The 24,531-nt window shown below is 66.8% G+C and carries 22 protein-coding genes; 10 read left to right on the forward strand and 12 right to left on the reverse strand.

The window, feature by feature from the left end:
• Together ACUCV0_RS20210 and ACUCV0_RS20215 are read right to left on the reverse strand one after the other, a co-directional pair.
• The coding region (locus ACUCV0_RS20210) for a HAMP domain-containing protein (RefSeq protein ID WP_482213512.1) at positions 1-1,044 on the reverse strand (1,044 nt) is incomplete at its 3' end.
• Between the two features lie 182 nt (positions 1,045-1,226).
• Positions 1,227-2,168, reverse strand: coding sequence for an AEC family transporter (locus ACUCV0_RS20215; protein WP_482213582.1), 942 nt, complete (start codon positions 2,166-2,168; stop codon positions 1,227-1,229).
• Positions 2,169-2,500: 332 nt separating this feature from the next.
• Between ACUCV0_RS20215 and ACUCV0_RS20220 the strand changes: the two genes are divergently transcribed.
• From ACUCV0_RS20220 to ACUCV0_RS20260, 9 genes are all read left to right on the forward strand, one after another.
• Positions 2,501-4,933, forward strand: coding sequence for a glucose/quinate/shikimate family membrane-bound PQQ-dependent dehydrogenase (locus tag ACUCV0_RS20220; protein ID WP_482213513.1), 2,433 nt, complete (start codon positions 2,501-2,503; stop codon positions 4,931-4,933).
• Between the two features lie 412 nt (positions 4,934-5,345).
• Positions 5,346-7,736, forward strand: a complete 2,391-nt coding sequence (gene pqqF, locus ACUCV0_RS20225) for a pyrroloquinoline quinone biosynthesis protein PqqF (protein ID WP_482213514.1) — start codon at positions 5,346-5,348, stop codon at positions 7,734-7,736.
• Positions 7,737-7,919: 183 nt separating this feature from the next.
• The gene (gene pqqA, locus ACUCV0_RS20230) at positions 7,920-7,991 is read left to right on the forward strand and encodes a pyrroloquinoline quinone precursor peptide PqqA (protein ID WP_003243383.1); all 72 of its coding nucleotides are present in this window, start codon (positions 7,920-7,922) and stop codon (positions 7,989-7,991) included.
• A 55-nt stretch (positions 7,992-8,046) separates the two neighbouring features.
• On the forward strand, positions 8,047-8,958 hold the full coding sequence (pqqB, locus tag ACUCV0_RS20235) for a pyrroloquinoline quinone biosynthesis protein PqqB (RefSeq protein ID WP_482213515.1): 912 nt from the start codon (positions 8,047-8,049) through the stop codon (positions 8,956-8,958).
• A 5-nt stretch (positions 8,959-8,963) separates the two neighbouring features.
• Entirely contained in the window at positions 8,964-9,713 is a 750-nt protein-coding gene (pqqC, locus tag ACUCV0_RS20240; protein WP_059316953.1) for a pyrroloquinoline-quinone synthase PqqC, read from the forward strand.
• Positions 9,710-9,985, forward strand: a complete 276-nt coding sequence (gene pqqD, locus ACUCV0_RS20245) for a pyrroloquinoline quinone biosynthesis peptide chaperone PqqD (RefSeq protein ID WP_482213516.1) — start codon at positions 9,710-9,712, stop codon at positions 9,983-9,985. The genes pqqC and pqqD overlap by 4 nt, the downstream gene beginning before the upstream one ends.
• Positions 9,986-10,007: 22 nt before the next feature.
• A complete protein-coding gene (gene pqqE / locus ACUCV0_RS20250; RefSeq protein ID WP_454253813.1) occupies positions 10,008-11,159 on the forward strand; it encodes a pyrroloquinoline quinone biosynthesis protein PqqE in 1,152 nt (383 codons plus the stop codon).
• A gap of 164 nt (positions 11,160-11,323) precedes the next feature.
• Positions 11,324-11,848, forward strand: a complete 525-nt coding sequence (locus ACUCV0_RS20255; RefSeq protein ID WP_482213517.1) for a GNAT family N-acetyltransferase — start codon at positions 11,324-11,326, stop codon at positions 11,846-11,848.
• A 119-nt stretch (positions 11,849-11,967) separates the two neighbouring features.
• A complete protein-coding gene (locus ACUCV0_RS20260; RefSeq protein WP_482213518.1) occupies positions 11,968-13,374 on the forward strand; it encodes a YncE family protein in 1,407 nt (468 codons plus the stop codon).
• Positions 13,375-14,352: 978 nt separating this feature from the next.
• Here ACUCV0_RS20260 and pcaC read toward each other — a convergent pair.
• The 7 genes from pcaC to ACUCV0_RS20295 all read right to left on the reverse strand — a co-directional run bounded on the left by pcaC (position 14,353) and on the right by ACUCV0_RS20295 (position 21,309).
• A complete protein-coding gene (pcaC, locus tag ACUCV0_RS20265; protein ID WP_482213519.1) occupies positions 14,353-14,748 on the reverse strand; it encodes a 4-carboxymuconolactone decarboxylase in 396 nt (131 codons plus the stop codon).
• Between the two features lie 11 nt (positions 14,749-14,759).
• Positions 14,760-15,548, reverse strand: coding sequence for a 3-oxoadipate enol-lactonase (pcaD, locus tag ACUCV0_RS20270; protein WP_482213520.1), 789 nt, complete (start codon positions 15,546-15,548; stop codon positions 14,760-14,762).
• Between the two features lie 16 nt (positions 15,549-15,564).
• Entirely contained in the window at positions 15,565-16,923 is a 1,359-nt protein-coding gene (locus tag ACUCV0_RS20275) for a 3-carboxy-cis,cis-muconate cycloisomerase (RefSeq protein ID WP_482213521.1), read from the reverse strand.
• Between the two features lie 16 nt (positions 16,924-16,939).
• The gene (locus tag ACUCV0_RS20280) at positions 16,940-18,232 is read right to left on the reverse strand and encodes an MFS family transporter (RefSeq protein WP_482213522.1); all 1,293 of its coding nucleotides are present in this window, start codon (positions 18,230-18,232) and stop codon (positions 16,940-16,942) included.
• Between the two features lie 228 nt (positions 18,233-18,460).
• The gene (gene pcaF / locus ACUCV0_RS20285; RefSeq protein ID WP_482213523.1) at positions 18,461-19,675 is read right to left on the reverse strand and encodes a 3-oxoadipyl-CoA thiolase; all 1,215 of its coding nucleotides are present in this window, start codon (positions 19,673-19,675) and stop codon (positions 18,461-18,463) included.
• Positions 19,672-20,457: a CoA-transferase subunit beta gene (locus ACUCV0_RS20290; protein ID WP_017642963.1), complete on the reverse strand. Its 786-nt coding sequence runs from the start codon at positions 20,455-20,457 to the stop codon at positions 19,672-19,674. Before ACUCV0_RS20290 ends, pcaF begins: the two co-directional genes overlap by 4 nt.
• Positions 20,458-20,460: 3 nt before the next feature.
• Complete coding sequence (locus ACUCV0_RS20295) at positions 20,461-21,309, reverse strand: CoA transferase subunit A (RefSeq protein ID WP_059316339.1); 849 nt, start codon at positions 21,307-21,309, stop codon at positions 20,461-20,463.
• Between the two features lie 207 nt (positions 21,310-21,516).
• Between ACUCV0_RS20295 and ACUCV0_RS20300 the strand changes: the two genes are divergently transcribed.
• Positions 21,517-21,738 (forward strand): VF530 family protein, encoded by a 222-nt coding sequence (locus ACUCV0_RS20300; protein WP_027598793.1) that lies wholly within the window; start codon positions 21,517-21,519, stop codon positions 21,736-21,738.
• A 27-nt stretch (positions 21,739-21,765) separates the two neighbouring features.
• Here ACUCV0_RS20300 and ACUCV0_RS20305 read toward each other — a convergent pair whose 3' ends face one another.
• From ACUCV0_RS20305 to ACUCV0_RS20315, 3 genes are all read right to left on the reverse strand, one after another.
• Entirely contained in the window at positions 21,766-22,620 is an 855-nt protein-coding gene (locus tag ACUCV0_RS20305; protein WP_271653167.1) for an SPFH domain-containing protein, read from the reverse strand.
• A 27-nt stretch (positions 22,621-22,647) separates the two neighbouring features.
• Positions 22,648-23,091, reverse strand: a complete 444-nt coding sequence (locus ACUCV0_RS20310; RefSeq protein WP_271653168.1) for an NfeD family protein — start codon at positions 23,089-23,091, stop codon at positions 22,648-22,650.
• A gap of 434 nt (positions 23,092-23,525) precedes the next feature.
• The gene (locus tag ACUCV0_RS20315; RefSeq protein ID WP_482213524.1) at positions 23,526-24,464 is read right to left on the reverse strand and encodes a class I SAM-dependent methyltransferase; all 939 of its coding nucleotides are present in this window, start codon (positions 24,462-24,464) and stop codon (positions 23,526-23,528) included.
• Positions 24,465-24,531 lie beyond the last annotated feature (67 nt).

Genomic DNA, 24,531 nt, shown 5'->3' on the forward strand with positions numbered 1-24,531 from the left:
GATCCGTGCCACGAAGTGGTTGAAGGCCGATGCCAGGGCGCCGAATTCGTCGCGGGACTGCACCGGCAACCGGCGGGTCAGATCGCCCTCGCCTTCGGCGATGTCGTCCATGGCGCGAGTCAGGTCATGCAGCGGGCGCAGCAGAACGCGGATCAAGAGGCCCAGCAGCAGGATGATGGCGATCACCGCCACCAGGGTGGCGACGATGGCTAGGTTGCGCGCCTGGGTGACCGGGGCATAGGCCTTGGCCTGGTCAATGGACAGACCCAGGTACCACTTCACCGAGGGCAAACCGTTGACCGGGGTGAAACTCACCAGGCGCTCGTTGCCATTTTGGACGACGTTGTGAAAACCAGGCGCCAGCGACGGCGTCTGGTCCGGGAAGACGTCCTTGAGCGATTTCAGCACCTGGTCGGCGTGGCTGCTGACCAGGATCTTGCCATCGCCGTCGACCAGGAAGGCCTCGCCCAGGCCACCGGCATCCAGCGAGGTGATCATCTTCATCAGGCTGTCCATCACCAGGTCCCCGGCCACCACGCCGATCAGCTTGCCGTTCTGCAGGACCGGCGCCGCGATGGTGATGCACAGGAAGCTCTGCGGCGGTGCGGTGAGATAGGGCTCGGTGAGGATGGGCCGCCCGGCGCTGACCGCGGCCTTGTACCAGTCGCGCTGGCGGGCGTCGTAACCGGCCTCCATGGGTGTATGGGGGCGGTCGGTAAAGGTGCCGTCGACTTCACCCAGGTAGGTGGAATCGAAGTTGCTCGTGTAGAGCTTCTGCTCCAGCAGACCCACCACGTTGGCTGGGCTGCTGTCACGGCTGAGCGCCTGGGCCTGGCTGTCGATCAGCTTGACCCGCGCATCCAGCCAGTAGGCGATGTTGCCGGCGGTAATGCGGCCGATCTCACTCAAGGAAGCTTCAAGACTCTGGGTGATGGCCTGGCGCTGCAGATAGGCGTTGAAACTGGCGAAACCGGCCAGGGCGATGGTCACCACGAGGGCAGCCGCCAGCAGGATCTTGTGGCTGAATTGGAGTGAGCGTTTCATGGATACCACGCGAAAGGCTTGGATAGTGGACGCCCCTCCCCTCGCAAATACTAACTGCGATAACAATCGGAAGGGTAAGCGAACCTGGGACGGTCGATGCCGCACTATCACGCTTAATCTCACTTTTCGCTGCGGACAACCGATGGACGCTTTCACAACGCCGATGTCTGGTGGACGCTGCCCTATAGCAAGCTGAATCCTTTCAGTAGCAGCAGGCCCAGATTGGTGGTCAGCATCCCGCCCAGGGTGCTGAGCACCACGATGGTCGCTGCCAGCTGGGAATTGCTGCCAGCGGCGCGGGCCATGACGAAGCTCGACGCGGCCGTGGGGCAGCCCAGGTAGAGGAAGAGGATGCCCAGCGCCGGCCCCTGGATCCCCAGCGCCAGGGCGCCCAGCACGCCCAGCAGCGGGATCCAGACGATCTTCCACAGGCTCGCGCCTATCGCCAGGCTGCTGCTCTCACGCAAGGAGGTGAGCGACAGGGTGGCGCCGATGCACATCAGTGCCAGCGGCAGAGTGAGACCCGCGAAGTAGCGCGCCGAGGTGTCCAGCCAGCGTGGCAGCTGCCACTGGAAATAGGCGAAGGGAATCGCCACCAGGATGCCGATGATCAGTGGGTTGCCGAGGATGCTGCGCAGCAGGGTGCGCCAGTTGGCCTCCAGCTGCGGACTGTAGAGCGCCAGCACGATGGTCGAAAGCACGTTGTAGAAGAGGATGACCATGCCGGCCATGATCCCGCCCACCGACAGACCGTAGTCGCCGTACTGGGTGGCCGCCAGGGCCAGGCCGACAATGCCGCAGTTGCCGCGGAAGGCGCCTTGCACATAGACCCCGCGATCGGCATGGGGGCAGCGCCAGATCGCCCAGCCCCAGGCAGCGAGAAAGCTCACCACCGTGGCCAGGGCGAAGTAGCCCAGCAGCAGCGGTTGCAGGGCTTCGCCGAGGTCGGCCTTGAGGATGCCGAGAAACAGCAGGGTCGGCATGGTGGCGCGAAACACCAGGGCGGACGAAGTGTTGATGAAGGCGGTATCGATCCAGTTCAGCCGTTTGAGCACACAGCCGAGCAGCACCAGGGCGAAGACCGGGGCGGTAACGTCGAAGGTCGCCTGAACCAGGGCAAGCACGTCGGACATGGCGGACAACATCAGAAAAAGGCCCGCGATGGTAGCAGGCACGGTGCCAGATCGGCCCCGTCCTTCTGTCATCGCGAAGTGACATCAGTCAATGCTTAGCTTACTATCTACCCGCCCGATTCAGACGACGCCTCTCAACCATCCCTCGCTTCGCCTACGCGCGACCGCTCTAGCTTCCTGCCAGGGAAGCCGGCGAAGGGGTGGAACAATAAGACACACAACAGGTTCAGACGTAGCAGACGACAGATCCGCATGCGGTTCCGATTTGCGATGTCGTCGATCGAGTCGAAGTCTTTTTTCACGATTGCATTGCGAGCGCTGCCATGACTGTCACTTCCAACGCGAGACCGGGAGGCCTGCCCGCCAGGTTACTCGGCATCCTGTTCATCCTCCTGGGCCTGGCCCTCTTGGGGCTGGGCATCAAACTGGCCACCCTCGGGGGCTCCCTCTACTACCTCGGCGGCGGCGTGCTGCTCGCCCTGAGTGGTTACCTGCTGTGCATTCGGCGGGCCAGCGGGGTCTGGGTCTATGCCTTCTTCCTGGTGGTGTCCACCGCCTGGGCCGTACTGGAAGTCCAGTTCGACTGGTGGCAACTGGTGCCGCGCCTGGCACTCTGGTTCGTCCTCGGCCTGGTCCTGCTGATCCCGGCGTTCCGCCGGCCGCTGGACAGCCGTAGCGGCGGCCTGCCGCTGGTCGGCTCGCTGGTGATCGCGGCGGTCGTCGCCCTGGTCGCCCAGTTCGTCAACTACAACCGTCTGGACGGTGACCTGGGCCGCGACACCGCGGGCGTCGAAAGCGCCGCCCCGACCGCCGCCGATGGCGACTGGCCGTCCTATGGCCGCACCGCCTTCGGCGATCGCTACTCGCCGCTCAAGCAGATCGACGTCAACAACGTGAAGAATCTGGAGCCCGTCTGGACCTTCCGTACCGGCGACATCCCCGGCCCGAACGATCCCCAGGAGACCACCGCGGAAAACACCCCGCTCAAGGTCAACGGCATGCTCTATGTCTGCACGCCGCACAGCCAGGTGATCGCCGTGGACCCCGATAGCGGCAAGGAAATCTGGCGCTTCGATCCCAAGCTGAGCACTCAGCACGCCGACAGCTTCAAGGGCTGGGCGCACATGACCTGCCGTGGCGTGGCCTACCATGACGACGCCACCTACGCCGGCACCACCACCGCGGGCCAGAGCCCGGCCACCGGCAGTGCCGTCCCGGTCGACGAGCAGAGCACCCCGGCTGCCAGCAGCTGCCCGCGTCGCCTGTTCCTGCCCACCGCCGACACCCGCCTGATCGCCCTCAACGCCGACACCGGCAAGGTGTGCAGCGACTTCGGCGACAACGGCCAGGTCGACCTGACCGCCAACATGGGCAGCTTCACGCCCGGTGGCTACTACTCCACCTCGCCGCCGGCCGTGACCCGCAACCTGGTGATCATCGGTGGCCACGTCACCGACAACGTCTCCACCGACGAGCCTTCCGGTGTGGTCCGCGCCTATGACGTGCACAGCGGCAAGCTGGTATGGAACTGGGACAGCGGCAATCCGGACGCCACCGCGCCCATCGCCGCCGACGGCATCTATACCCGCAACTCGCCCAACATGTGGTCGATGATGGCGGTCGACGAGAAGGTCGGCATGGTCTATCTGCCCATGGGCAACCAGATGCCCGACCAGTGGGGCGGTAACCGTACCCCGGCGTCCGAGAAGTACAGCGCTGGCGTGGTCGCCCTCGACATCGCCACCGGCAAGGTACGCTGGAACTACCAGTTCACCCACCATGACCTCTGGGACATGGACGTGGGTGGTCAGCCGACCCTGGTGGACATCAAGACCGACGGCGGTGTGAAACCCGCGCTGATGGCCTCGACCAAGCAGGGCAGCATCTATGTGCTGGACCGCACCAATGGTCAGCCCATCTACCCGATCAAGGAAACCCAGGTGCCCCAGGGCGCGGTGGAAGGCGACCACACCTCGCCGACCCAGCCGGTCTCCTCGATCAACCTGGCGGCGCCGACCCTCAAGGAAAGCGACATGTGGGGCGGTACGCCCTTCGACCAGGCGCTGTGCCGTATCGCCTTCCGCGAGCACCGCTACGAGGGTATCTACACCCCGCCGTCCACCCAGGGTTCGATCGTCTACCCGGGTAACTTCGGCGTGTTCGACTGGGGCGGTATCTCGGTCGATCCGGTCCGTCAGATCGCCTTCCTGAACCCCAGCTACATGGCCTTCACTTCCAAGCTGGTACCCCGTGAAGAGATCGCCAACCAGCCGGCGCGCAAGAGCGAGACCGAGGGCATCCAGCCCAACAAGGGCGCGCCCTACGGCGTGATCCTGTCGGCCTTCCTGTCGCCCCTGGGCCTGCCCTGCCAGGCACCTGCCTGGGGCTATGTGGCCGGTCTCGACCTGACCACTGGCAAGCTGGTCTACAAGCACAAGAACGGCACCGTGCGCGACAACTCGCCGGTTCCGCTGCCCCTGCCCATGGGCGTACCCAGCCTGGGCGGCACCGTCACCACCGCCGGTGGCGTGGCCTTCCTGAGCGGCACCCTGGACCAGTACCTGCGCGCCTATGACGTGAAGAACGGCAAGGAACTGTGGAAAGGCCGCCTGCCGGCCGGTGGCCAGACCACCCCCATGACCTACACCGGCAAGGACGGTCGCCAGTACGTGCTGGTCTACGCTGGCGGCCATGGCTCGCTGGGCACCAAGCAGGGCGACTACGTGATGGCCTTCGCCCTGCCCGAGAAGAAGTAACGGCGCCTGCGCCTGAGCTCCCCTCTCCTTCGGGAGAGGGTCGGGGCGGGGGATGCTTCGAGCACCCCGACATCCTGTTAGAAACCCCCTCGCCCCACCCCAAAATCCCGGCCTGACCGGGATTTTTTTCGCCTGGGCTTTTCTCTTCATGAAAAGGGCTGCTGCCAGGGCTCCTCCCCTCTTCTCCTGAGAGAGAGCTGAGGTGAGGGCCTCTGGCACCCAAGGCTCCAGTGGAAAAGGCTGCGCCGTTTTCCACGCTACGGTGTCGAGACCGCGCCTCGAACCTTTCCCTCAGGGAGAGCGTCGGGGATGAAGGCGAACCCAGGCACAGCTCTCGCTTTTCCCCCTCTCCCCCTGGGAGAGGGCACGCCCCGCTCCATCACCTTGCCTTGGACTCGGTTAAGCTACCCCCATGCCCAGCTCTCTTTCCCAACACCGCCGCCTGCGCCTGGCCAATGGCCTGGCCGTCGCCCTGCTCCACGACCCCGAGCTGCCCCAGGCCGCCGCCCTGGTGCGCATCGGCGCAGGCAGTCACCAGGCACCGCGGGCCTATCCGGGGCTGGCGCACTTTCTCGAACACCTGTTCTTTCTCGGCAGCCGCCACTATCCCGCAGCGGACGGCCTGATGCCGCTGGTGCAGCGTCTGGGCGGCGTACTCAACGCCAGCACCCGCGAGACCACCACCGACTTCTTCTTCGCCCTGGCGCCCGAGCACCTGGCCGCCGCCCTGGCCCGCCTGCTGGACATGCTCGCCGCTCCCCTGCTGGAGCCGGGCGCCCAGCGCCGCGAACGTGAGGTGCTGCACGCCGAGTTCATCGCCTGGGCACGCAGCGCCGATACTCGCCGCGACCTGGCCCTGGCCAGGAGGCTGCCAGCCGCCCACCCAGCGACGGGCTTCCATGCCGGTAATCGCTACAGCCTGCCGCTGCAGAACCCAGCCTTCCAGACGGCGCTGCGCCATTTCCAACGCCAGCAGTACCGCGGGGAAAACGCCCTGCTGCTACTGGCCGGGCCGCAACCGCTGGCCGAACTGGCAGAACTAGCCCACGAACACGGCGCCCTGCTGCCCTCCGGCCCTGCGCCCAGGGGCCCAGTGCCCCCACCGCTCGCGGCCAGGGGCGAACACTGGCAAACAGCAGCTGCCGCACCCCCGACGCTGGCCCTGCAATTCGCCCTTGACGAGCTGCCGCCCGGCAGCTGGGAGGCAACGGAGCTGCTGGAAACCCTGCTGCTCGGCGACCATCCCGGTGGCCTGCCGACACGCTTGCGTCAGGCGGGACTGGCCGAGCGCCTGGGCCTCGCCTGGCCTTATCGCCAGGCACGACAGGGGCTGCTCCGGCTGGATATCGCGCCTGGCCCCAAGGCCGACCCAGCCCGCCTGAGCGCTGCCTTGTTCGGCTGGCTGGATGCCGTGCGCCAGGTGCCCCTCGCCACCCTGGAGCAGGACCATGCCGACCGCATCCAGCGCCAGTGGGCCACCCTGCCCGCCCTGGCACTGGTGCGACGCCTGGGTGAACGCCTCTGGCTGGATCGCGACGGCGAGTCCTGGCCACACGCCTCGCTCTCGCCTGCGGCCCAGGCCGCCTGGCCCCGGCTGCTCGCCCAACTGGTGCCAGGGCGTCTCAGCGGTTTCGCCACCGGCCTGCCCGACCAGCCAGGTGCGACCGAACCCGTCGCAGCCCCCTTCGAGCTGCCACCGCCCAATCCGCTGCTCGCCGATCAACCCGTGGCGCGCCCTTGCTCGACGCAACCCTGGCCGATCAGCCAGGCCCTCGCCCCCCAGCAGCGCGAAGGCCTGCTGTTCCTGCGCTGGCAGTGGCCGGGACAACCGCCGGTCGCACCCGCGGCCAGCGCCCTGGGCGCCTTGCCGCGTCTGGCCGCCGAGGCTGGGGTCACACTGCGCTGGAGTCCGCCAGGGGCCCCCTGGGAGCTGCGCCTGCAAGGCTGGGCCACGGCGCTGCCGGCAGCGCTGGAGCAGGCGCTCGAACACCTGAAAGGCGAACTGGACAGCCCCAAATCGCCCTCTGCGGCACCCTCCGAACCCATGCTGATCCGCCAGCTGCTCAAGGTGCTGCCCGAGCGCTTGCCCGCCCTTACCCCTCAAACAAAGGGCGACGAGGGGCTACAGTGGCAGGCGCTGGCCTGCGGCCTGCCCGCGACCGCGCAGGCGGGCCTGGCCTGGATCGCGCCGCCCTCCCTATTGCAGGCCGCTGCGCTTGGCGCGCGGCCGGTCTTGCGTGGTCGTCACTGGCACCCCGAACCCAGCGCCGATGCCCAACAGGCATTGCTGCTGTTCTGTCCGCAACCCGATGCCCAGCCCGCCACCGAGGCTGCCTGGCGGCTGCTGGCGGCGCGTCTGCAGGGGCCGCTGTTCCGCCGGCTACGCAGCGAACGGCAACTGGGCTATGCGGTGTTTTCCGCCTATCGCCAGTTGGGCGATCACGGCGGTCTGCTGATCGGAGTGCAGTCACCCCATGCCGGGGCGGCCGACATCCTCATGGAGATCGAGGCCTGCCTGAGCGACAGCGGGCCGGCTGTCTGGACCGATATCGCGACGTTGACGGAAAGCATTCGCCAGCTGGTACGCGACTTCAGCCCCACCACCCCCCAGCGCGCAGCCCTGGCCGAACGGCTCTGGTGGGGCTTCCAGCGCAACGGCGCCCTGGACCTTGGATCCCTGGGAGAGGCTCTGTCCATGCTGGACGATCAGGCCCTGCGCCAGGCCTGGCATCAGCTCACGAGGGCCGACGCCCCGCGCTTCGCCTTGAGCAATGCCGAGCCACCATCCGGCTGGATGTCATAGCTTTCAACATTTTCCCGGGAGCGTCGGCCGTTGTGGGCGGTCAATCTGTTGCAGGATCGGTAAGACAGTTATGTCGGCCGAACCGCCGTCGATTCGTCGCGGCAAAAACCCTTAGCTAGGTAACATTTGTTAAACTTGGCAACCGGATCCATCCGGCTTTCGCAGTCAAAGAGGAGACCTCCCATGTGGACCAAGCCTGCCTACACTGACCTGCGCATCGGCTTCGAAGTCACCATGTACTTCGCCAACCGTTGATGCGCCCCACGCCCCGGTTCGCCGGGGCGTACTTTTTTCAGGTTTAGCCTTTCCCATGCATATCCAGATTCTCGGCTCCGCCGCCGGCGGCGGCTTTCCCCAGTGGAACTGCAATTGCGTCAATTGCGACGGCTTCCGCAAGGGCACCCTCAGGGCCCAGGCCCGTACCCAGTCCTCCATCGCCCTGTCCGACGACGGGGTGAACTGGATCCTGTGCAACGCCTCGCCCGACATCCGCGCCCAGCTCGCCAGCTTCGCCCCACTGCAGCCGGCGCGGGCCCTGCGCGACACCGGTATCCGCGCCATCGTCCTGCTGGACAGCCAGATCGACCATACCACCGGGCTGCTCAGCCTGCGCGAGGGCTGCCCCCACGAGGTGTGGTGCACTGACATGGTCCACCAGGACCTGACCACCGGCTTTCCGCTGTTCAACATGCTCCAGCACTGGAACGGCGGGCTCAGCTGGCAGCCCATCGCCCTGAGCGGCAGCTTCACCATCCCGGCCTGCCCGAACCTGGAGTTCACGCCCTTCCCGCTGCGCAGCGCCGCGCCGCCCTATTCGCCCCATCGCCACGATCCGCACCCCGGCGACAACCTGGGGTTGCTGGTCCATGACCGGCGCACCGGCGGCAAGCTGTTCTATGCCCCGGGCCTCGGCCAGCCAGACGCCGCCCTGCTGGAGCTGATGAGCCAGGCCGATTGCCTGCTGGTAGACGGCACCCTCTGGACCGACGACGAGATGCAGCGTCGCGGCGTGGGCACCCGTACCGGCACCGAGATGGGCCACCTGCCGCAGAGCGGTCCCGGTGGCATGCTGGAGGTGCTGGCCGGCTTCGAGCGCCAGCGCAAGGTGCTGATCCACATCAACAACACCAATCCGATCCTGGACGAAGACTCCCCCGAGCGCGCCATCGTCGAGCGCCAGGGCGTGGAAGTCGCCCGGGACGGACTCTCCATCGAGCTGTGACCGCCATGCCCAATGCCCTCACCCCCGCCGAATTCGAAGCCGCCCTGCGTGCCAAGGGCGACCTCTACCACATCCACCACCCCTATCACGTGGCCATGTACCAGGGTCGCGCCAGTCGCGAGCAGATCCAGGGCTGGGTAGCCAATCGCTTCTACTACCAGGTCAACATACCGCTCAAGGACGCCGCCATCCTGGCCAACTGCCCGGACCGCGAGATCCGCCGGGAGTGGGTGCAGCGCATCCTCGACCACGACGGCGAGCCCGGCAGCGAAGGCGGCATCGAGGCCTGGCTGCGCCTGGCCGAGGCCACCGGCCTGGACCGCGAGCAGGTGCTCTCCCAGGAACTGGTGCTGCCCGGGGTACGCTTCGCGGTGGATGCCTACGTCAACTTCGCCCGTCGCGCCTCCTGGCAGGAAGCCGCCAGCAGCTCCCTGACCGAGCTGTTCGCGCCGCAGATCCACCAGTCGCGGCTGGACGCCTGGCCGACCCACTACCCCTGGATCGATCCGGCCGGCTACGAGTACTTCCGTACCCGCCTGGGTCAGGCCCGCCGCGACGTCGAACACGGCCTGCAGATCACCCTGCAGCACTACACCACCTGGGAGTCCCAGCAGCGCATGCTGGAGATCCTGCAGTTCAAGCTGGACATCCTCTGGAGCATGCTCGACGCCATGAGCATGGCCTACGAACTGCACCGCCCGCCCTATCACAGCGTCACCAGCGAGCGCCGCTGGCACCGAGGAATCGACCTATGAGCTTCGACCGCACCCAGGTGCCGCGCTGGCGTCCCGGCTACCGCTTCCAGTTCGAGCCGGCGCAGGACGGCCATGTGCTGCTCTATCCCGAGGGCATGATCAAGCTCAACGACAGCGCCGCCGCCATCGGCGGGCTGATCGACGGCCAGCGTGACGTGGCCGCCATCATCGCTGACCTCGACGAACGCTTCCCCGGCGTGCCCGAACTGGGTGCGGACGTCGAGCAATTCATGGAGGTCGCCCGTGCAGAGCACTGGCTCCTGCTCGGCTGATACGTCGCTGCCTGGAGTGCCCATGCAACTCCCGCAGCCGCCGGTCATAGCCAAGCCGAATGTCGGCCTGCCGCTGTGGCTGCTGGCCGAGGTCACCTATCGCTGCCCACTGCAGTGCCCCTATTGCTCCAATCCCCTGGACTTCGCCGCCCAGGGCCGCGAGCTGACCACCGAACAGTGGTTCAAGGTCATGGCCGAGGCACGGGAGATGGGAGCCGCCCAGATCGGCTTCTCCGGGGGCGAACCCCTGGTGCGCCAGGACCTCGCCGAGCTGATCCGCGAGGCGCGCCGGCTGGGCTACTACACCAACCTCATCACCTCCGGCATCGGCCTCACCGAGGCGCGCATCGCCGAATTCAAGGAGGCCGGCCTGGACCATATCCAGATCAGCTTCCAGGCCAGCGACGAACAGGTGAACAACCTGCTGGCCGGCTCGAAGAAGGCCTTCGCCCAGAAGCTGGCCATGGCCAAGGCGGTCAAGGCCCATGGCTACCCGATGGTGCTCAACTTCGTCACCCATAGGCACAACATCGATCGCATCGACCAGATCATCGACCTCTGCCTGGCCCTGGAAGCCGACTTCGTCGAACTCGCCACCTGCCAGTTCTATGGCTGGGCCGAGCGCAATCGCGCCGGTCTCCTGCCGACCAAGGCCCAGCTGGAGCGCGCCGAACGCATCACCAACGACTACCGTGCGCGCCTCAAGGCCGAGAACCATCCCTGCAAGCTGATCTTCGTCACCCCGGACTACTACGAAGAGCGCCCCAAGGCCTGCATGGATGGCTGGGGCAAGCTGTTCCTGACCATTACGCCGGACGGCACCGCCCTGCCCTGCCACGGCGCCCGGCAGATGCCCATCGCCTTCCCGAACGTGAAGGAGAATGACCTCAGGCATATCTGGTACGACTCCTTCGGCTTCAACGTCTACCGCGGCTACGACTGGATGCCCGAGCCCTGCCGCTCCTGCGACGAGAAGGAAAAGGACTACGGTGGCTGCCGCTGCCAGGCCTTCATGCTCACCGGCGATGCGCGCAATGCCGATCCGGTCTGCGCCAAGTCTCCGCACCATGACCTCATCCTCGCCGCCCGCCAGGAAGCCGAGACCGCGACCCAGCGGATCGAGGACCTGCAATTCCGCAACGAGCGCAATTCGCGGCTGATCGCCAAGGCTTGAAGCCAGAGGCGTCGCCAGGCACGCAAAGGTCGCCGGCGGAATCCAGTTTCCCACGACCAGGGCGCAGGCTTGCCAAGGGGACTCACCACCCACGGCTCCGAGGCATTTGCCTCCCGGCCGGGCAGTGACCATACTGCCCGGCCGGACCTTTTCGCCTCGTCGTCATGCCCTCGATACGCCCGCTGCGCCCTGCCGATATCCCTGCCGTTCTTGATATCCAGGCGGCCACCTACCCCGCCGACCTGCTCGAAGACCGCGCCTTCTACGTCAACCGCCTGGAGCTCGCCCCGGAGCACTGCTGGGCGGCGACCGATGCCGAGGATCGCCTGCGCGGCTATCTGATCGCCTATCCCTGGGACGACGGCCTGCCGCCGGTGCTGGGGGCCCGCCTGGAGCAGCTGCCGAGCGAGGCTTCCACCTGGTTCCTGCACGACTGCGCGGTGCATCCCGAGGCCCAGGGCCAGGGCGTGGCCGGTCGCCTCTATCGCCACGCCAAGGGCCAGGCCCGGCGTGCCCGCCTGCGCCAGGGCCGTCTGGTGTCGCTGTCCGGTGCCATCGGCTACTGGCAGCGCCACCACTATCACCCGGTTCCCACCGACGCCGCGCTCAAGGCCAAGCTGGCCGGTTATGGTGCCGGCGCCTGCCTGATGCAGCGCACCCTCGATACCCCGGATGCCGAGCACGCCTAAACCTTGCAAATCTAAATGCAAGTATTTCGCTTTCGCTTTAACATGGCCTAGCCCAGGAGGGCCTCTGCCGCCCGGCGCTCTGGCGCGGGTATCTTGATCGCCGCTACAAGGAATCCCTGATGAACATCGCTCCAGCGTCTTCGGCCAAGGGCCGGCGCGTCTTTTCCGTTACCTTGTTGGCCGCCCTGCTGGCGCTGGGTGGGCAAGCCGCCCAGGCGCGCTCCAGCTTCGAAGCCCCCGACCCGGACTACCGCGGCGAAATCAAGGCCAGCCCCGTTGCCGGCACCGCTATCCTGGCGGGCAGCGAGGTCACCCTGGACGGCCGCGGCTTCACCCCTGGCCAGCAGATCACCCTGTCCCGTGGTGGCGTGGCGCTCAACCCCGACGCCGCCTACGTGGCCGACGCCCAGGGCAACTTCAAGGCGACCATCCGCATTCCCGAAGACGCCGCGCCCGGCCAGCACCCCATCGTCATCAGCACCGCCCAGCCCTCGGGCGCCGCGGTCTTTCCGCTCAAGGTCTCGCCGGTGGTTCCCCTGAGTGGCGTCGACGGCTACAGCCTCACCTCCGTCAAGCTAGTCCCCGGGCTGTATCAGGTGGACATCAGCGGCAAGTCCGGCGCCCTCTTCGTCACCTCGGCCGTGGGCCGCCCGCCGGTCAAGGTCTCGCAACTGCTCAAGCTCGACCCCAAGGACCTGTCCATCGAGCGCCAGATCACCCCGGCCGCCGCCCAGGGCGAGGACGCCGGTGTATACGCCGTCTACGGTGTGGCCGTGGACGACCGCAACGGTAACGTCTGGACCACCAACACCCGGCAGAACACCGTGGCGGTCTATCGCCAGAGCGACCTGGGCCTGGTCAAGCAATTCGAACCCGGCATCGTCTCCCATGCCCACACCGTGGTGATCGACGAGAAACTCGACCGCGCCTTCGCCTCGGCGGCCATCACGCCGGATATCATCAGCTTCGACGCCAAGGCGCCGGCCTTGCGTAAGCGCATCACCATCGAGTCGGGCGTGCGCGGCGAGCGGTTCGCCGTGGTCGGCATGCACCTGGACCCAGCGGTGCACAAGCTCTACGCCGTCAGCATGAAGACCAACGAAGCCGCGGTGATCGACGCCAAGACCGAGACCGTCGAGAAGGTCTTCCCGCTCCAGGGCGCCAAGACCCCCATGGGCGTGGCCCACGATCCCCAGACCGACCGCCTGTTCATCACCGCCCAGGGCAGCGACAACCTGCTGATCGTCGACGCCAAGACCGGCAAGACCCTGCACAACGTCACTACCGGCGCCGGAGCGCTGAACGTGGCCTTCGACCCGGTCAAGCGCCTGGCCTACGTGACCAACCGCGGCGCCGGCACCCTGACCGTGGTCGACCCGGACGGCAACATCAAGGCCAACCTGGAACTGGGCACCTATCCCAACCAGGCCGTGGTGGACGCCAAAGGCGTGGTCTACGCGGTCAACAAGGCCAAGGGGCAGGATGATGCCGAGGGGGATCGGATTACGCGGGTGATGGCCAAGTAAGAGGCGTGTAGCCCCCGGCCTGGGCTGGGGGCGGCTTTCGGCTTCTGGCGTTCGTAGGTTGGGTTGAGCGTGGCGAAGCCCAACATCACGGATGTTTGACTGGGATGCCTTGGCTTATCGGTGCCCTGGCTGATTATCGAATGCTTTGATTGCTTTTGTTTCGCCTAGCCGGCGACTCACTTTTCTTTGCTTGTGCAAAGAAAAGTAAGCAAAAGAAAGCACACCCCAACAGTTCGGCCCTCCGCTGCGCTCCGGGTCCCCTCGCTCCGGTGCCGCTCCAGGGGCACGGCACGAAGGGGCCTCCTGCCCCTCGCGCCTTGCTCGGCGTCCTGCCTCGCATCCCCCTCCGCAACACCTGTACTCGGCCTCACTGACGGGGACGGACGCCAGCCTGATGGTTGGGTGTTCACAGGTTGTAGCGTGGAAAACCGCGCAGCGTTTTCCACTTAGGGAGTAAGGCTTACCGCGTGGACAAGGCTGCGCCGTTGTCCACCCTACAGGTTTGCACTAAAGGCAGCAGGATAGCGAATCACCCCGTTCAGCAGGGCGAACGCCAGTGTCGTGGAGTGGGTCGAGCCGCAGGGATGCGGCGAGAGGTCCAGTGGGCCATGGACGGCCCAACTGGACCGACCCCGGAACGACGCTGGCGTGAGCGAAACGTAGCGTAGCGGAGGGCCGGATGTTCGGGGCAAGCGTTTTTGGTTACTTTTGTCCGGGGCGCGTAGTCCGGGGCGCGTAGTCCGGGGCGCGCAGCCGCGACTGACAAAAGTGACTCGCCCGGGTGGGCGAAACAAGAACCTCCAGCAGACCTAGATAAGCAGCTAGGGCACCAACAGGTAAAGTCAGGTCTCGAGGGCTAACCCCGCAACGTTGGGCTTCGCTGACGCTCAGCGCCAACCTACGTCCTTGCCCTCCCTCAAACAATAACGCCCACCAAATCCATTCCAGCAGACGCTGTTAAAGGGAGACAGCGAGCGCTCAGTCGCCTAACGACTCCACCCCCAACTCATCCCATACCGCCTCCGCCAAATGGAAGGTGGCATTGGCCGCCGGGATGCCGCAGTAGATGGCGCTCTGCATGATCAACTCCTTGATCTCCTCCCGCGTCACCCCGTTGCTGCGCGCGGCGCGCAGGTGCAGGCGCAGTTCGCCTTCGCGGTTCATGCCGATCAGCATGGCGATGGTGATCAGGCTGCGGGTGTGCCGCGGCAGGCCCGGGCGGGTCCAGATGTCGCCCCAGGCGTGGCGGGTGATCATCTCCTGGAATTCTTCGTTGAAGGGGGTCAGCTTTTCCAGGCTGCGATCGACATGGGCGTCGCCCAGCACCGCGCGGCGGACCTGCATGCCGGCTTCATAACGTTCTCTTTCGTCCAAGATCGACTCCTTCAGGCGCTCAGGAAGGCCAGCACGCGCTGGGTAAAGGCATCGCCCATCTGCACGTTGGACAGGTGGGCGGCGGGAAACTCGACGTACTCGGCACCGGGAATACGCTCCTGCAGGAAGCGCCCGTCGGCTGGGGTGGTCACGGCGTCATGGGTGCCGGCGACGATCAGCGTCGGCGCACGGATGGCATCCAGCACCTCGCGGAAGTCGGCATCGCGCACCGCCGCGCAGTTGGCCGCGTAACCCTGGGGCGAGGTACCAGCGAGCATGGCGACGATGCGGTCGACCCGTTCCGGCTCGGCGCTGGCGAAGTCGGGGGTGAACCAGCGACCGATGGAAGCGTCGCGCAGGTCGCGCATGGCCTGCTCGCCACCGGCTTCCACGGTCTGGATGCGGGTGTTCCACACCTCGGGGGTGCCGATCTTGGCGGCGGTGTTGCACAGCACCAGGCGGGTGATCCGCTCCGGCGCGTTGATGCCCAGCCACTGGCCGATGGAGCCGCCCATGGACAGGCCGCAGAAGGCGAATCGCTCGATGCCCAGGGCATCGGCCAGGGCCAGGACGTCGCGACCGTTCCCGTCCATGCGATAGGGGCCGGGCGTCACCAGGGAGGCGCCATGGCCGCGGGTGTCGTAGCGCAGCAGGCGGAAACGCTCGCTGAAGGCCGCGGCCTGGTCATCCCACATGGCGAGGTGGGTGCCCAGGGAGTTGGACAGGATCAGCACCGGAGCACCCTCGGGGCCCTCCAGCCGGTAGTTAAGGTCGCCATCGGCGAGACGTACGCTGGGCATCAGGCAGTCCTCTGGTCTAGGAATGGGCAAGCAGGGTGCGGTGTTCGGCCAGGGCGCGAGATACCCAGGCACGGGCCTGCCCTTGGTAATGGGCAGGGTCCAGCAGACGATCCAGCTCGGCGCTGGAGAGTTCGGCGGTGACCTCGGGCGTGTCGCCGAGCACCTGGCGCAGGTGACGCCCCTCCTGGACGGCGCGCTTACAGCTCTGCTCCACCAGGTGATGGGCGGCCTCACGCCCTAGCCGTCCGGCTAGGGCGATGCTGACCGCCTCGGCCAGCACCAAGCCATGGGTCAGTTCCAGATTGGCCTGCATCCGCGCGGCATCGACCTCCAGCCCGGCGACGATGGCCTGGGCCTGCTGCAGGGCGCCGGAGACCAGGCAGAACAGCTCCGGCAGGGTTTCCCATTCGGCATGCCAGAGGCCCAGGCTGCGCTCGTGCTCCTGGGGCATGGCGGAAAACAGGGTGCTGACCAGACCCGGCGCGCGGGTGGCGGCGGCGATCAGCACCGCCGCGCCCACTGGATTGCGCTTGTGCGGCATGGTGGAAGAACCGCCCTTGCCCGGCGCCGAGGGTTCGAAGACCTCGGCGGCTTCGGTCTGCATCAGCAGCGACAGATCACGCCCCAGCTTGCCGAGGCTGCCGGCCACCAGGCCGAGCCAGGCACCGACCTCGACCAGGCGATCGCGCTGGGTGTGCCAGGGTTGTTCCGGCAGGTTCAGGCCCAGCTCCCGGGCCAGGGCCTCGGCCACCGGCAGGGCGTCAGCGCCCAGGGCGGCCAGGCTGCCCGAGGCGCCGCCGAATTGCAGCACCAGCACCCGTGGCCTCAGTTCGGCCAGGCGCTGGCGGTGACGAGTGATGGCGCCCAGCACCCCGGCCAGCTTCATGCCCAGGGTCACCGGGGTAGCGTGCTGCAGCCAGGTGCGCCCGGCCAGCACGGTACCGGCATGGCGCTCGGCCTGGGAGGCCAAGGCCTCGGCCAGGTGCGCCAGATCGGCGTCCAGGAGATCCAGCGCCTGGCGAATCTGCAAGACCAGCCCGCTGTCCATGGCGTCCTGGCTGGTCGCGCCGCGGTGCAGATGGCGCTCGGCCTCGGGGTCCTGGGCGGCGATCTGCCGGCCCAGGGCCTTGACCAGGGGAATGGCGGAATTGCCGGCGCTGACCACAGCCTGGGCCAGCTCGGCCGCGTCATACCGCTCGGCGCGGCAGGCGGCGGCGATGGGTGCCACCGCCGTCTGGGGAATCACCCCCACCGCCGCCTCGGCGCGCGCCAGGGCCGCCTCGAAGTCCAGCATGCCCTGCAGTCGGCCGTGGTCACAAAACACCGCGCGCATGGCGGCGCTGGTGAAGTAGGCGTCGAATAGCAGGTTGGACATGAAGGACTCCTCTCGCTTAGTGGTCGTGATGCAGATAGGTGGCTTGCCGCGGCAGCCGCAGGCTGACCAGGAAGGCCACCGCCAGCATCACCGAGACATAGATGTAGAAGACTTCTTCATGCCCCTGGGTCTTGAAGCTCAGGGCGACGAATTCCGCCGAGCCGCCAAAGATGGCATTCGCCACCGCATAGGACAGGCCCACGCCGAGGGCGCGCACCTCTGGTGGGAACATCTCGGCCTTCACCAGCCCGCTGATGGAGGTGTAGAGGCTGATGATGGCCATGGCCAGGCAGATCAGCAGGAAGGCCACGAAGGGACTCTGGACGCTGGCCAGGGCGGTGAGGATCGGCCAGGTGCAGACCGTGCCCAGGCCACCGAACAGCAGCATGGAAGCGCGCCGGCCGATGCGGTCGGAGAGCATGCCGAACAGCGGCTGCATCAGCATGAACACCAGCAGGGCGCAGGTCATCACGGCGCTGGCGGTCTTGGCGTCCATGCCGCTGGTGTTGACCAGGTACTTCTGCATGTAGGTGGTGAAGGTATAGAAGATCAGCGAGCCGCCAGCGGTGTAGCCGAGCACGGTGAAGAAGGCCGCCTTGTGATGCTTGAACAGGCCGCTCAGGGTGCCGGCTTCCTTGTTGGCGCGGGTCTCGGCGGTGGTGGTCTCTTCCAGCGAGCGGCGCAGGAACAGCGATACCACTGCCGCGGCGGCCCCAACTAGGAAGGGAATCCGCCAGCCCCAGGCGCGCAGGTCGGCATCGCTGAGCACCTGCTGCAGGATCACCACCACCAGCACGGCCAGCAGCTGGCCGCCGATCAGGGTGACGTACTGGAAGGAAGCGAAGAAACCGCGCTGGCCACGCAGGGCCACTTCGCTCATGTAGGTGGCGGTGGTGCCGTATTCACCCCCTACCGAGATGCCCTGCAGGAGCCGCGCGAGCAGCAGCAGCGCTGGTGCCGCGACGCCGATGCTGGAATAGGTGGGCAGGCAGGCGATGGCCAGGGAGCCGGCGCCCATCATCAGGATGGAGATGACCATGGAGGTGCGCCGGCCGTACTTGTCGGCGACGCGCCCGAAGATCCAGCCGCCCAGGGGGCGCATGAGAAAGCCCGCGGCGAACACCCCGGCGGTGCTGAGCAGCTGCACGGTGGGGTCGCTCTTGGGAAAGAAGGCGGCGGCGAAGTAGATGGAACAGAAGGCGTAGACGTAGAAGTCGAACCATTCCACCAAGTTGCCGGACGAGGCGCCGACGATGGCGAAGATGCGCTTCTTGCGCTCCTCGAAGGTGTAATGCGGGCGAGTGCTCATGGAGATCCTTAATTATAGGTATGGATGGACGGGGGACAGCCTACCGCCATCGGACCAAGAGAGACACACGCGGTTACAGGGATGATGGGCATGGGGTGAATGAGATTTGGTGGTTTGCTCAAGCAAGGGCTCTACGATCAGCCCTGAGAATCGCGGCCATGGGCCGCTCCTACAGGTACGGCACGTGTAGGAGCGGCCCATGGCCGCGATATGACCAGAACACCAAACCTAGATCGACTCCACCCGCTCCACCGCCAGCGCCAGCCCCTGGCCGACGCCCACGCACATGGTGGCGAGACCCAGGCGGCCGCCGGTCTTCTCCAGCTGGTGCACTGCAGTGAGCACCAGGCGGTTGCCGCTCATGCCCAGGGGATGACCCAGGGCGATGGCGCCGCCATTGGGATTGACCTTGGGGCTGTCGTCGGCCACGCCCAGTTCGCGCAGGACGGCGATGCCCTGGGCGGCGAAGGCTTCGTTGAGTTCGATGACGTCGAAGGCGTCGATGGACAGGTCAAGCTGCTTCAGCAGCTTGCGCACTGCCGGAGTCGGACCGACCCCCATGATGCGCGGCGCTACCCCGCCGCTGGCCATGCCCAGTACCCGGGCGCGGGGCGTGAGGCCATGCTTCTTCACGGCTTCTGCCGAGGCCAGGATGATGGCCGAGGCGCCGTCATTGAGCCCGGAGGCGTTGCCCGCGGTCACGGTCCGGTCCGGGCCGTTGACCGGTTTGAGCTTGGCCAGGCCTTCGGCAGTGGTGTCCGGACGCGGATGCTCGTCGCGCTCCACCACCACGTCACCCTTCTTGCCCTTGATGGTCACCGGGACGATTTCCTCGGCGTAATAGCCGGATTCCTGGGCCGCCGCGGCACGCTGCTGGCTGCGCAGGCCGAAGGCGTCCTGGTCGGCGCGGCTGACACCATAGTCGGCGGCGACGTTGTCACCGGTGACCGGCATGCTGTCCACCCCATAGGCCTCCTTCATCGCCGGGTTGATGAAGCGCCAGCCCAGGGTGGTGTCTTCCAGCTTCTGGCCACGGCCGAAGGCGCTGTCGGCCTTGCCCATGACATAGGGCGCCCGGGTCATGGATTCCACCCCGGCGGCGATCACCAGCTCCATCTCGCCCAGGGCGATGGCGCGATAGGCCTGGCCCACCGCTTCCATGCCCGAGGCGCAGAGGCGATTGAGGGTCACGCCCGGCACCGTTTCTGGTAGCCCCGACAGCAGGACCGCCATGCGCGCCACATTGCGGTTGTCCTCACCGGCCTGGTTGGCGCAGCCCATGAACACCTCGTCCACCGCCGTCCAATCCACCTGGGGATTGCGCTCCTGCAAAGCCCGCAGCGGAATGGCCGCCAGGTCGTCGGCGCGCACCGCCGAGAGACCGCCGTTGAGACGGCCGATGGGGGTACGGATGGCATCGCAGATATAGACGGGGCGACTCATTCCTCAGCTCCTTTCTGGCCGCCGTGGGCGGCATTGGTCCGGGCCTGCAGATCACGCAGGGCGTCGAGTTCGGTCGCGGTCGGCGCCGCAGTGGTGGCGACCTGGTCGGCGAAACGGATGGCCCAGCCAGTGGCGGCCACCACCTGCTCGCGGGTCACCCCGGGATGCAGGGCGGTCACCACGAATTCGTGGGTGCCGGCCTCCGGCTCCATGATGCAGAGATCGGTGATGATGGCGGTCGGGCCCTTGCCCGGCAGGCCCAGCTGCTGGCGGTGATCGCCACCCTCGCCGAAGCCCACCGAGGTGATGAAGGCCAGCTTGTCGACGAAGCTGCGGTGCGACTGCTTGAGGATGATCAGCACCTCCTTGGCCGAGCCGGCGATTTCCGGGGCGCCGCCAGCGCCAGGCAGGCGTACTTTGGGTTGGTGGTAGTCACCGATCACCGTGGTGTTGATGTTGCCGAAGCGGTCGACCTGGGCCGCGCCCAGAAAGCCCACGTCGATGCGTCCGCCCTGCAGCCAGTAGCGGAAGATCTCGCCGGTGGGCACCACGGTGTCGGCGGTCTCGGCCAGCTCGCCGTCGCCGATGGACAGCGGCAGCACCGAGGGCTTGGCACCGATGGGGCCGGATTCGTAGATCAGCACCACGTCCGGCGCATGGGTCAGGCGCGCCAGGTTGGCGGCGGTGGACGGCAGGCCGATGCCGACGAAGCAGACGCTGCCATTGCCGAGGCGGCGCGCGGCGGCCACGGTCATCATTTCATTGGTGGTGAAGTCGCTCATGATTCAGGCCTCCGCAGCCAGCTTCGCCTGGAAGGCGGCGAAGTCCGCGGTACCGCGGATGTAGGTGTCGATCCACTGGGTAAAGGTGTCGCGGTCGCGGGCGATCGGATCCCAGGCCTGGTAGAAGCGGTTGTCCCGCTCGTAGTAGCCGTGGGCATAGGACGGATGTGCCCCACCCGGTACCACGCAAACGGCGCTGAGCGCCCAGGTCGGCAGCACACAGGCGTTCATCGGCGCCTGGAGGTCGTCGACGAGCTCTTCCACGGTGACGATGCAGCGCTGGGCGGCCAGGGCCGCTTCCTTCTGCACGCCGAGGATGCCCTGGATCAGCACGTTGCCCTGGCGGTCGGCCTTCTGCGCATGGATGACGGTAACGTCCGGGCGCACGCTGGGCACCGCGGCGAGCTGCTCGCCGGTGAAGGGGCAGGCGATGGTCTTGATGTCCGGATTGACCTTGGCCAGGTCCGAGCCCTGGTAGCCGCGCAGAACGGCGAAGGGCAGGTTGGAGGCGCCGGCGACATAGGCGTTGGCCAGGGCCGCGTGGCTGTGCTCGGAAATCTCCAGCTTGTGCGGCCAGCCTTTTTCCACCGCATCGCGCAGCCGGTGCAGGGAGCCGACCCCGGGGTTGCCGCCCCAGGAGAAGATCAGCCGCTTGGCACAGCCGGCACCGATCAGCAGGTCATAGACCAGGTCGGGGGTCATGCGCACCAGGGTCAGGTCGCGCCGATTCTGGCGGATTAGCTCGTGGGCGGCGGCGGTCGGAATGAGATGGGTGAAGCCTTCGAGGGCGACGGTCTCGCCATCGTGGACGAAGCGCTGGATGGCTTCGCTCAGGGACAGGATCTGGGCCATGGATTGTCGACTCGCGTCTTTGTTGTCGGCGCCGCCCGGTGCGGCGGTCTGGAGTCAGACTACAAAGCCCCATCCGCGCAAACAATCCGATAATCGACTAACAGTTCGATTATCGAACAGCATCGTTCCGTGGTCTGTCGACTGCTTCGACGCGCAGCGAGCTGTTGCAGCGGCTACACTGCCCTCCCCTCATCCAGAGCCCAACCGATGTCCGACAAGCCCCGCGCCTCCCTCGAAGGCATCACCCTCGAAGCCTTGCTCACCCGCCTGGTGGAGCATCACGGCTGGGAAGAACTCGGCCGCCGCATTCCGCTGCGCTGCTTCACCCATGAGCCCAGTATCAAATCCAGCCTGACCTTCCTGCGCCGCACGCCCTGGGCGCGGGAAAAGGTCGAGCAGCTCTATCGGCGCCTGCCCAAGCAGGGCTGAGGCGTATCCCCGCGAACAGCCGTCGGACTAGGGCTTGGTCCCCAGCAACCCGCGCAGCGTCTGCTGGATATCGGCCGGCAAGACCACCGTCTTCGCGTTGTCGCTGGTGGCCAGCTTTTCCATGGCATTGATGTAGCGCTCGCCCAGCAGGTAGAGCACCGGGGTTGGCTCGCTGCCCACGGCTTCGGAGATCTTGCTCAAGGCCGCAGCGGAAGCCTGCGCCAGGGTCACCTGGGCCACGCTGTCGCGCTTGGCCGCCTCCAAACGGGCATCGGCCTCCAGGATGGCGGCCTGCTTGGCGCCCTCGGCGCGGGTCACCACCGCCTTGCGCTCCCGCTCGGCGGCCGCCTGCATTTCCATCGCCGCCTGCATCGAGGGCGTCGGCTTGAGCTCCTGCACCTCCACCGCCTTGACGGTGATGCCCCAGTCCACGGTCTGCTCGGCCATGCTGACCCTCAGCCGCGCCTTGATCTCGTCTCGCGAGGACAGCGCCTGGTCCAGTTCCATCTCGCCGATGATGGCCCGCAGCGAGGTCATCGCCAGGCTGGTGATGGCCTGCGCGTAGTCTTCCACGCCATAGGCCGCCTTGGCCGGATCGACGATCTTGGCGAAACATAGGGCATTGGCCAGGATCACCGCGTTGTCACGGGTGATGACCTCCTGCTGCTGCACGTCGAGGATCAGGTCCTTGGTGCTGAGTCGATAGCTGACCTGATCCATGTAGGGAATCAGGAAGTTCAGGCCGGGCTTGAGGGTGGTGCGGTACTTGCCCAGGCGCTCGACGATCCATTCCTGCCCCTGGGGCACCAGCCGCACGCCCTTGGCGACGGTGACGACGATGAAGACCAGCAACAGCAGGGCGACGATAAGGCTGACACTCATGGCGTTTGTCTCTAGAGGTGGAAGACGTCAGGATTGACGGGCGACCTTGACCAGGTTGCCTTCGAAGGCGAGCAGCCGCACGCGCTCGCCGGCTGCGATCTCCGCATCGGCCAGGCAAGGCCATTCGTCACTGCCAAGGATGGGTTTCTGGAAGCGTACGCGCCCACGGGCAAAGGGGCCGACCGCTGCGACCAGCAGGCCGATCTCGCCCAGATGGGCGTCGGCGCTCCAGTCCTCGCCCGGCTTGCTGCGGCCCTTGCCATAGCGAAACCAGAGAAACACCGCCGCGAGCGAAGCCAGACTCCAGACCAGCAGCTGCCAGGCCAGTGCCAGAGTCGGCAGTGCCAGCAGCAGCACACCGACCAACAGGGCGCCCAGACCGAACCAGATCAGGAAAAAGGCCGGCACCACCAATTCGCTCAGCACCAGGCCGACGCCCAGCACCAGCCAGTACCACCATTGCACGTCCATTGCCGCTCCTTCCAGCTAACGCCACAGCATGGACCCTGGCGCGCCCCGCCGCCACCAGGGCCTCCGAGCGGTACGCATCGATCGATGAAGCGGAGGATCGCCCGGGACAGAACGTACGTAGGTTGGCGCTGAGACGGCGTCATCGTCGAAGCCCAACAGGCCTGGATTCGGCACCACGGGCGACGTTGGGCTTCGCGGTGCTCAGCGCCAACCTACGGGCGGGTTCCGTAGGTTGGCGCTGAGACGGCTTCATCGTCGAAGCCTAACAAGCCAGGGTCGAGCCGGGGCACCGTTGGGCTTCGCTGCGCTCAGCGCCAACCTACGGGCGGGTTCCGTAGGTTGGGCTGAGACGGCTTCATCGTCGAAGCCCAACAAACCAGGGTCGAGCGTGAGCACCGTCGGGCTTCGCGGGGCTCAGCGCCAACCTACGGGGTTCATCCTTGCTGGAACACCAACACCTTGAGGCCGCCTTCGGGGTCCTCGTCGGCGAATTCCGGCGGATTGGCCAGGCGCTCGACGAAGGTCAGTCCCGGTGCTTCCTGGGCCATGCCGGCGATGAGGAAGTCCGCCCCCACGCCCGGATCGTTGACGCAGGCCAGCACCCGCCCGCCAGGGGTGAGCAGCTCCGGCAACCGACGCAGGATGCGCGCATAGTCCTTGGTCAGGGCGAAGCTGCCCTGCTGGAAGCTGGGCGGATCGACGATCACCAGGTCGTAGGGCCCCAGCTTGCGCACCTTGCCCCAGGACTTGAACAGCTCGTGGCCGAGAAAGCTGACCTTGCCCAGGTCGTGGCCATTGAGACGGTGATTTTCGCGTCCGCGGGTCAGGGGGCCGCGGGCCATGTCCAGATTGACCACCTGGGCGGCGTCGCCAGCAAGGGCGGCCACCGAGAAGCCGCAGGTGTAGGCGAACAGGTTGAGGATCCGCAGCCCGGCGGCCTGCTCGCGTACCCAGCGGCGGCCCAGGCGCATGTCGAGGAACAGCCCCATGTTCTGGTGACGGGTGAGGTCCAGGCCGAACTTCAGGCCTTCCTCATGGATGACGTGCTCGCCCACCGGCGCGCCGATCAGCGCCTCGCTGGCGGCATCCAGCCGATAACGATGCTGCAGGAGCAGGCTCTGGGCACCGCTGGCGCGCCACGTCGGGGTCTCGTCCAAGGCCACCAGGGTCGTGCGTAGGGCGTCCAGCTCTGCCATGGGCAGCTCGCGGAACAGGCCCACCCGCACCACGCCTTCCAGCCAGTCGACGGTGAGCTGCTCCAGCCCCGGCAGCAGCCGGCCACGGCCGTGCACCAGTCGGCGCGCCTCGGCGGGTGGCGATGCGAGGGCGGCGAGAAGCAGATCGGTGAGGCTGGCGAGCGTAGCGGTATTCATGGGCGATCACGGCGGTAAAGGAGCGGCATGCTACGCCAAAAGCGCCGCCATCGCTTCCCGGGCAGGC

This window comes from Pseudomonas sp. VMV1 (assembly GCF_056790235.1).

Bases quoted from the DNA above. Each gene is read 5' to 3' on its own strand.
- ACUCV0_RS20220 (WP_482213513.1), top strand. From the start codon at position 2,501: ATGACTGTCACTTCCAACGCGAGACCGGGAGGCCTGCCCGCCAGGTTA.
- pqqF (WP_482213514.1), top strand. From the start codon at position 5,346: ATGCCCAGCTCTCTTTCCCAACACCGCCGCCTGCGCCTGGCCAATGGC.
- pqqB (WP_482213515.1), top strand. From the start codon at position 8,047: ATGCATATCCAGATTCTCGGCTCCGCCGCCGGCGGCGGCTTTCCCCAG.
- pqqC (WP_059316953.1), top strand. From the start codon at position 8,964: ATGCCCAATGCCCTCACCCCCGCCGAATTCGAAGCCGCCCTGCGTGCC.
- pqqD (WP_482213516.1), top strand. From the start codon at position 9,710: ATGAGCTTCGACCGCACCCAGGTGCCGCGCTGGCGTCCCGGCTACCGC.
- pqqE (WP_454253813.1), top strand. From the start codon at position 10,008: ATGCAACTCCCGCAGCCGCCGGTCATAGCCAAGCCGAATGTCGGCCTG.
- ACUCV0_RS20255 (WP_482213517.1), top strand. From the start codon at position 11,324: ATGCCCTCGATACGCCCGCTGCGCCCTGCCGATATCCCTGCCGTTCTT.
- ACUCV0_RS20260 (WP_482213518.1), top strand. From the start codon at position 11,968: ATGAACATCGCTCCAGCGTCTTCGGCCAAGGGCCGGCGCGTCTTTTCC.
- pcaD (WP_482213520.1), bottom strand. From the start codon at position 15,548: ATGCCCAGCGTACGTCTCGCCGATGGCGACCTTAACTACCGGCTGGAG.
- ACUCV0_RS20275 (WP_482213521.1), bottom strand. From the start codon at position 16,923: ATGTCCAACCTGCTATTCGACGCCTACTTCACCAGCGCCGCCATGCGC.
- ACUCV0_RS20280 (WP_482213522.1), bottom strand. From the start codon at position 18,232: ATGAGCACTCGCCCGCATTACACCTTCGAGGAGCGCAAGAAGCGCATC.
- pcaF (WP_482213523.1), bottom strand. From the start codon at position 19,675: ATGAGTCGCCCCGTCTATATCTGCGATGCCATCCGTACCCCCATCGGC.
- ACUCV0_RS20290 (WP_017642963.1), bottom strand. From the start codon at position 20,457: ATGAGCGACTTCACCACCAATGAAATGATGACCGTGGCCGCCGCGCGC.
- ACUCV0_RS20295 (WP_059316339.1), bottom strand. From the start codon at position 21,309: ATGGCCCAGATCCTGTCCCTGAGCGAAGCCATCCAGCGCTTCGTCCAC.
- ACUCV0_RS20300 (WP_027598793.1), top strand. From the start codon at position 21,517: ATGTCCGACAAGCCCCGCGCCTCCCTCGAAGGCATCACCCTCGAAGCC.
- ACUCV0_RS20305 (WP_271653167.1), bottom strand. From the start codon at position 22,620: ATGAGTGTCAGCCTTATCGTCGCCCTGCTGTTGCTGGTCTTCATCGTC.
- ACUCV0_RS20310 (WP_271653168.1), bottom strand. From the start codon at position 23,091: ATGGACGTGCAATGGTGGTACTGGCTGGTGCTGGGCGTCGGCCTGGTG.
- ACUCV0_RS20315 (WP_482213524.1), bottom strand. From the start codon at position 24,464: ATGAATACCGCTACGCTCGCCAGCCTCACCGATCTGCTTCTCGCCGCC.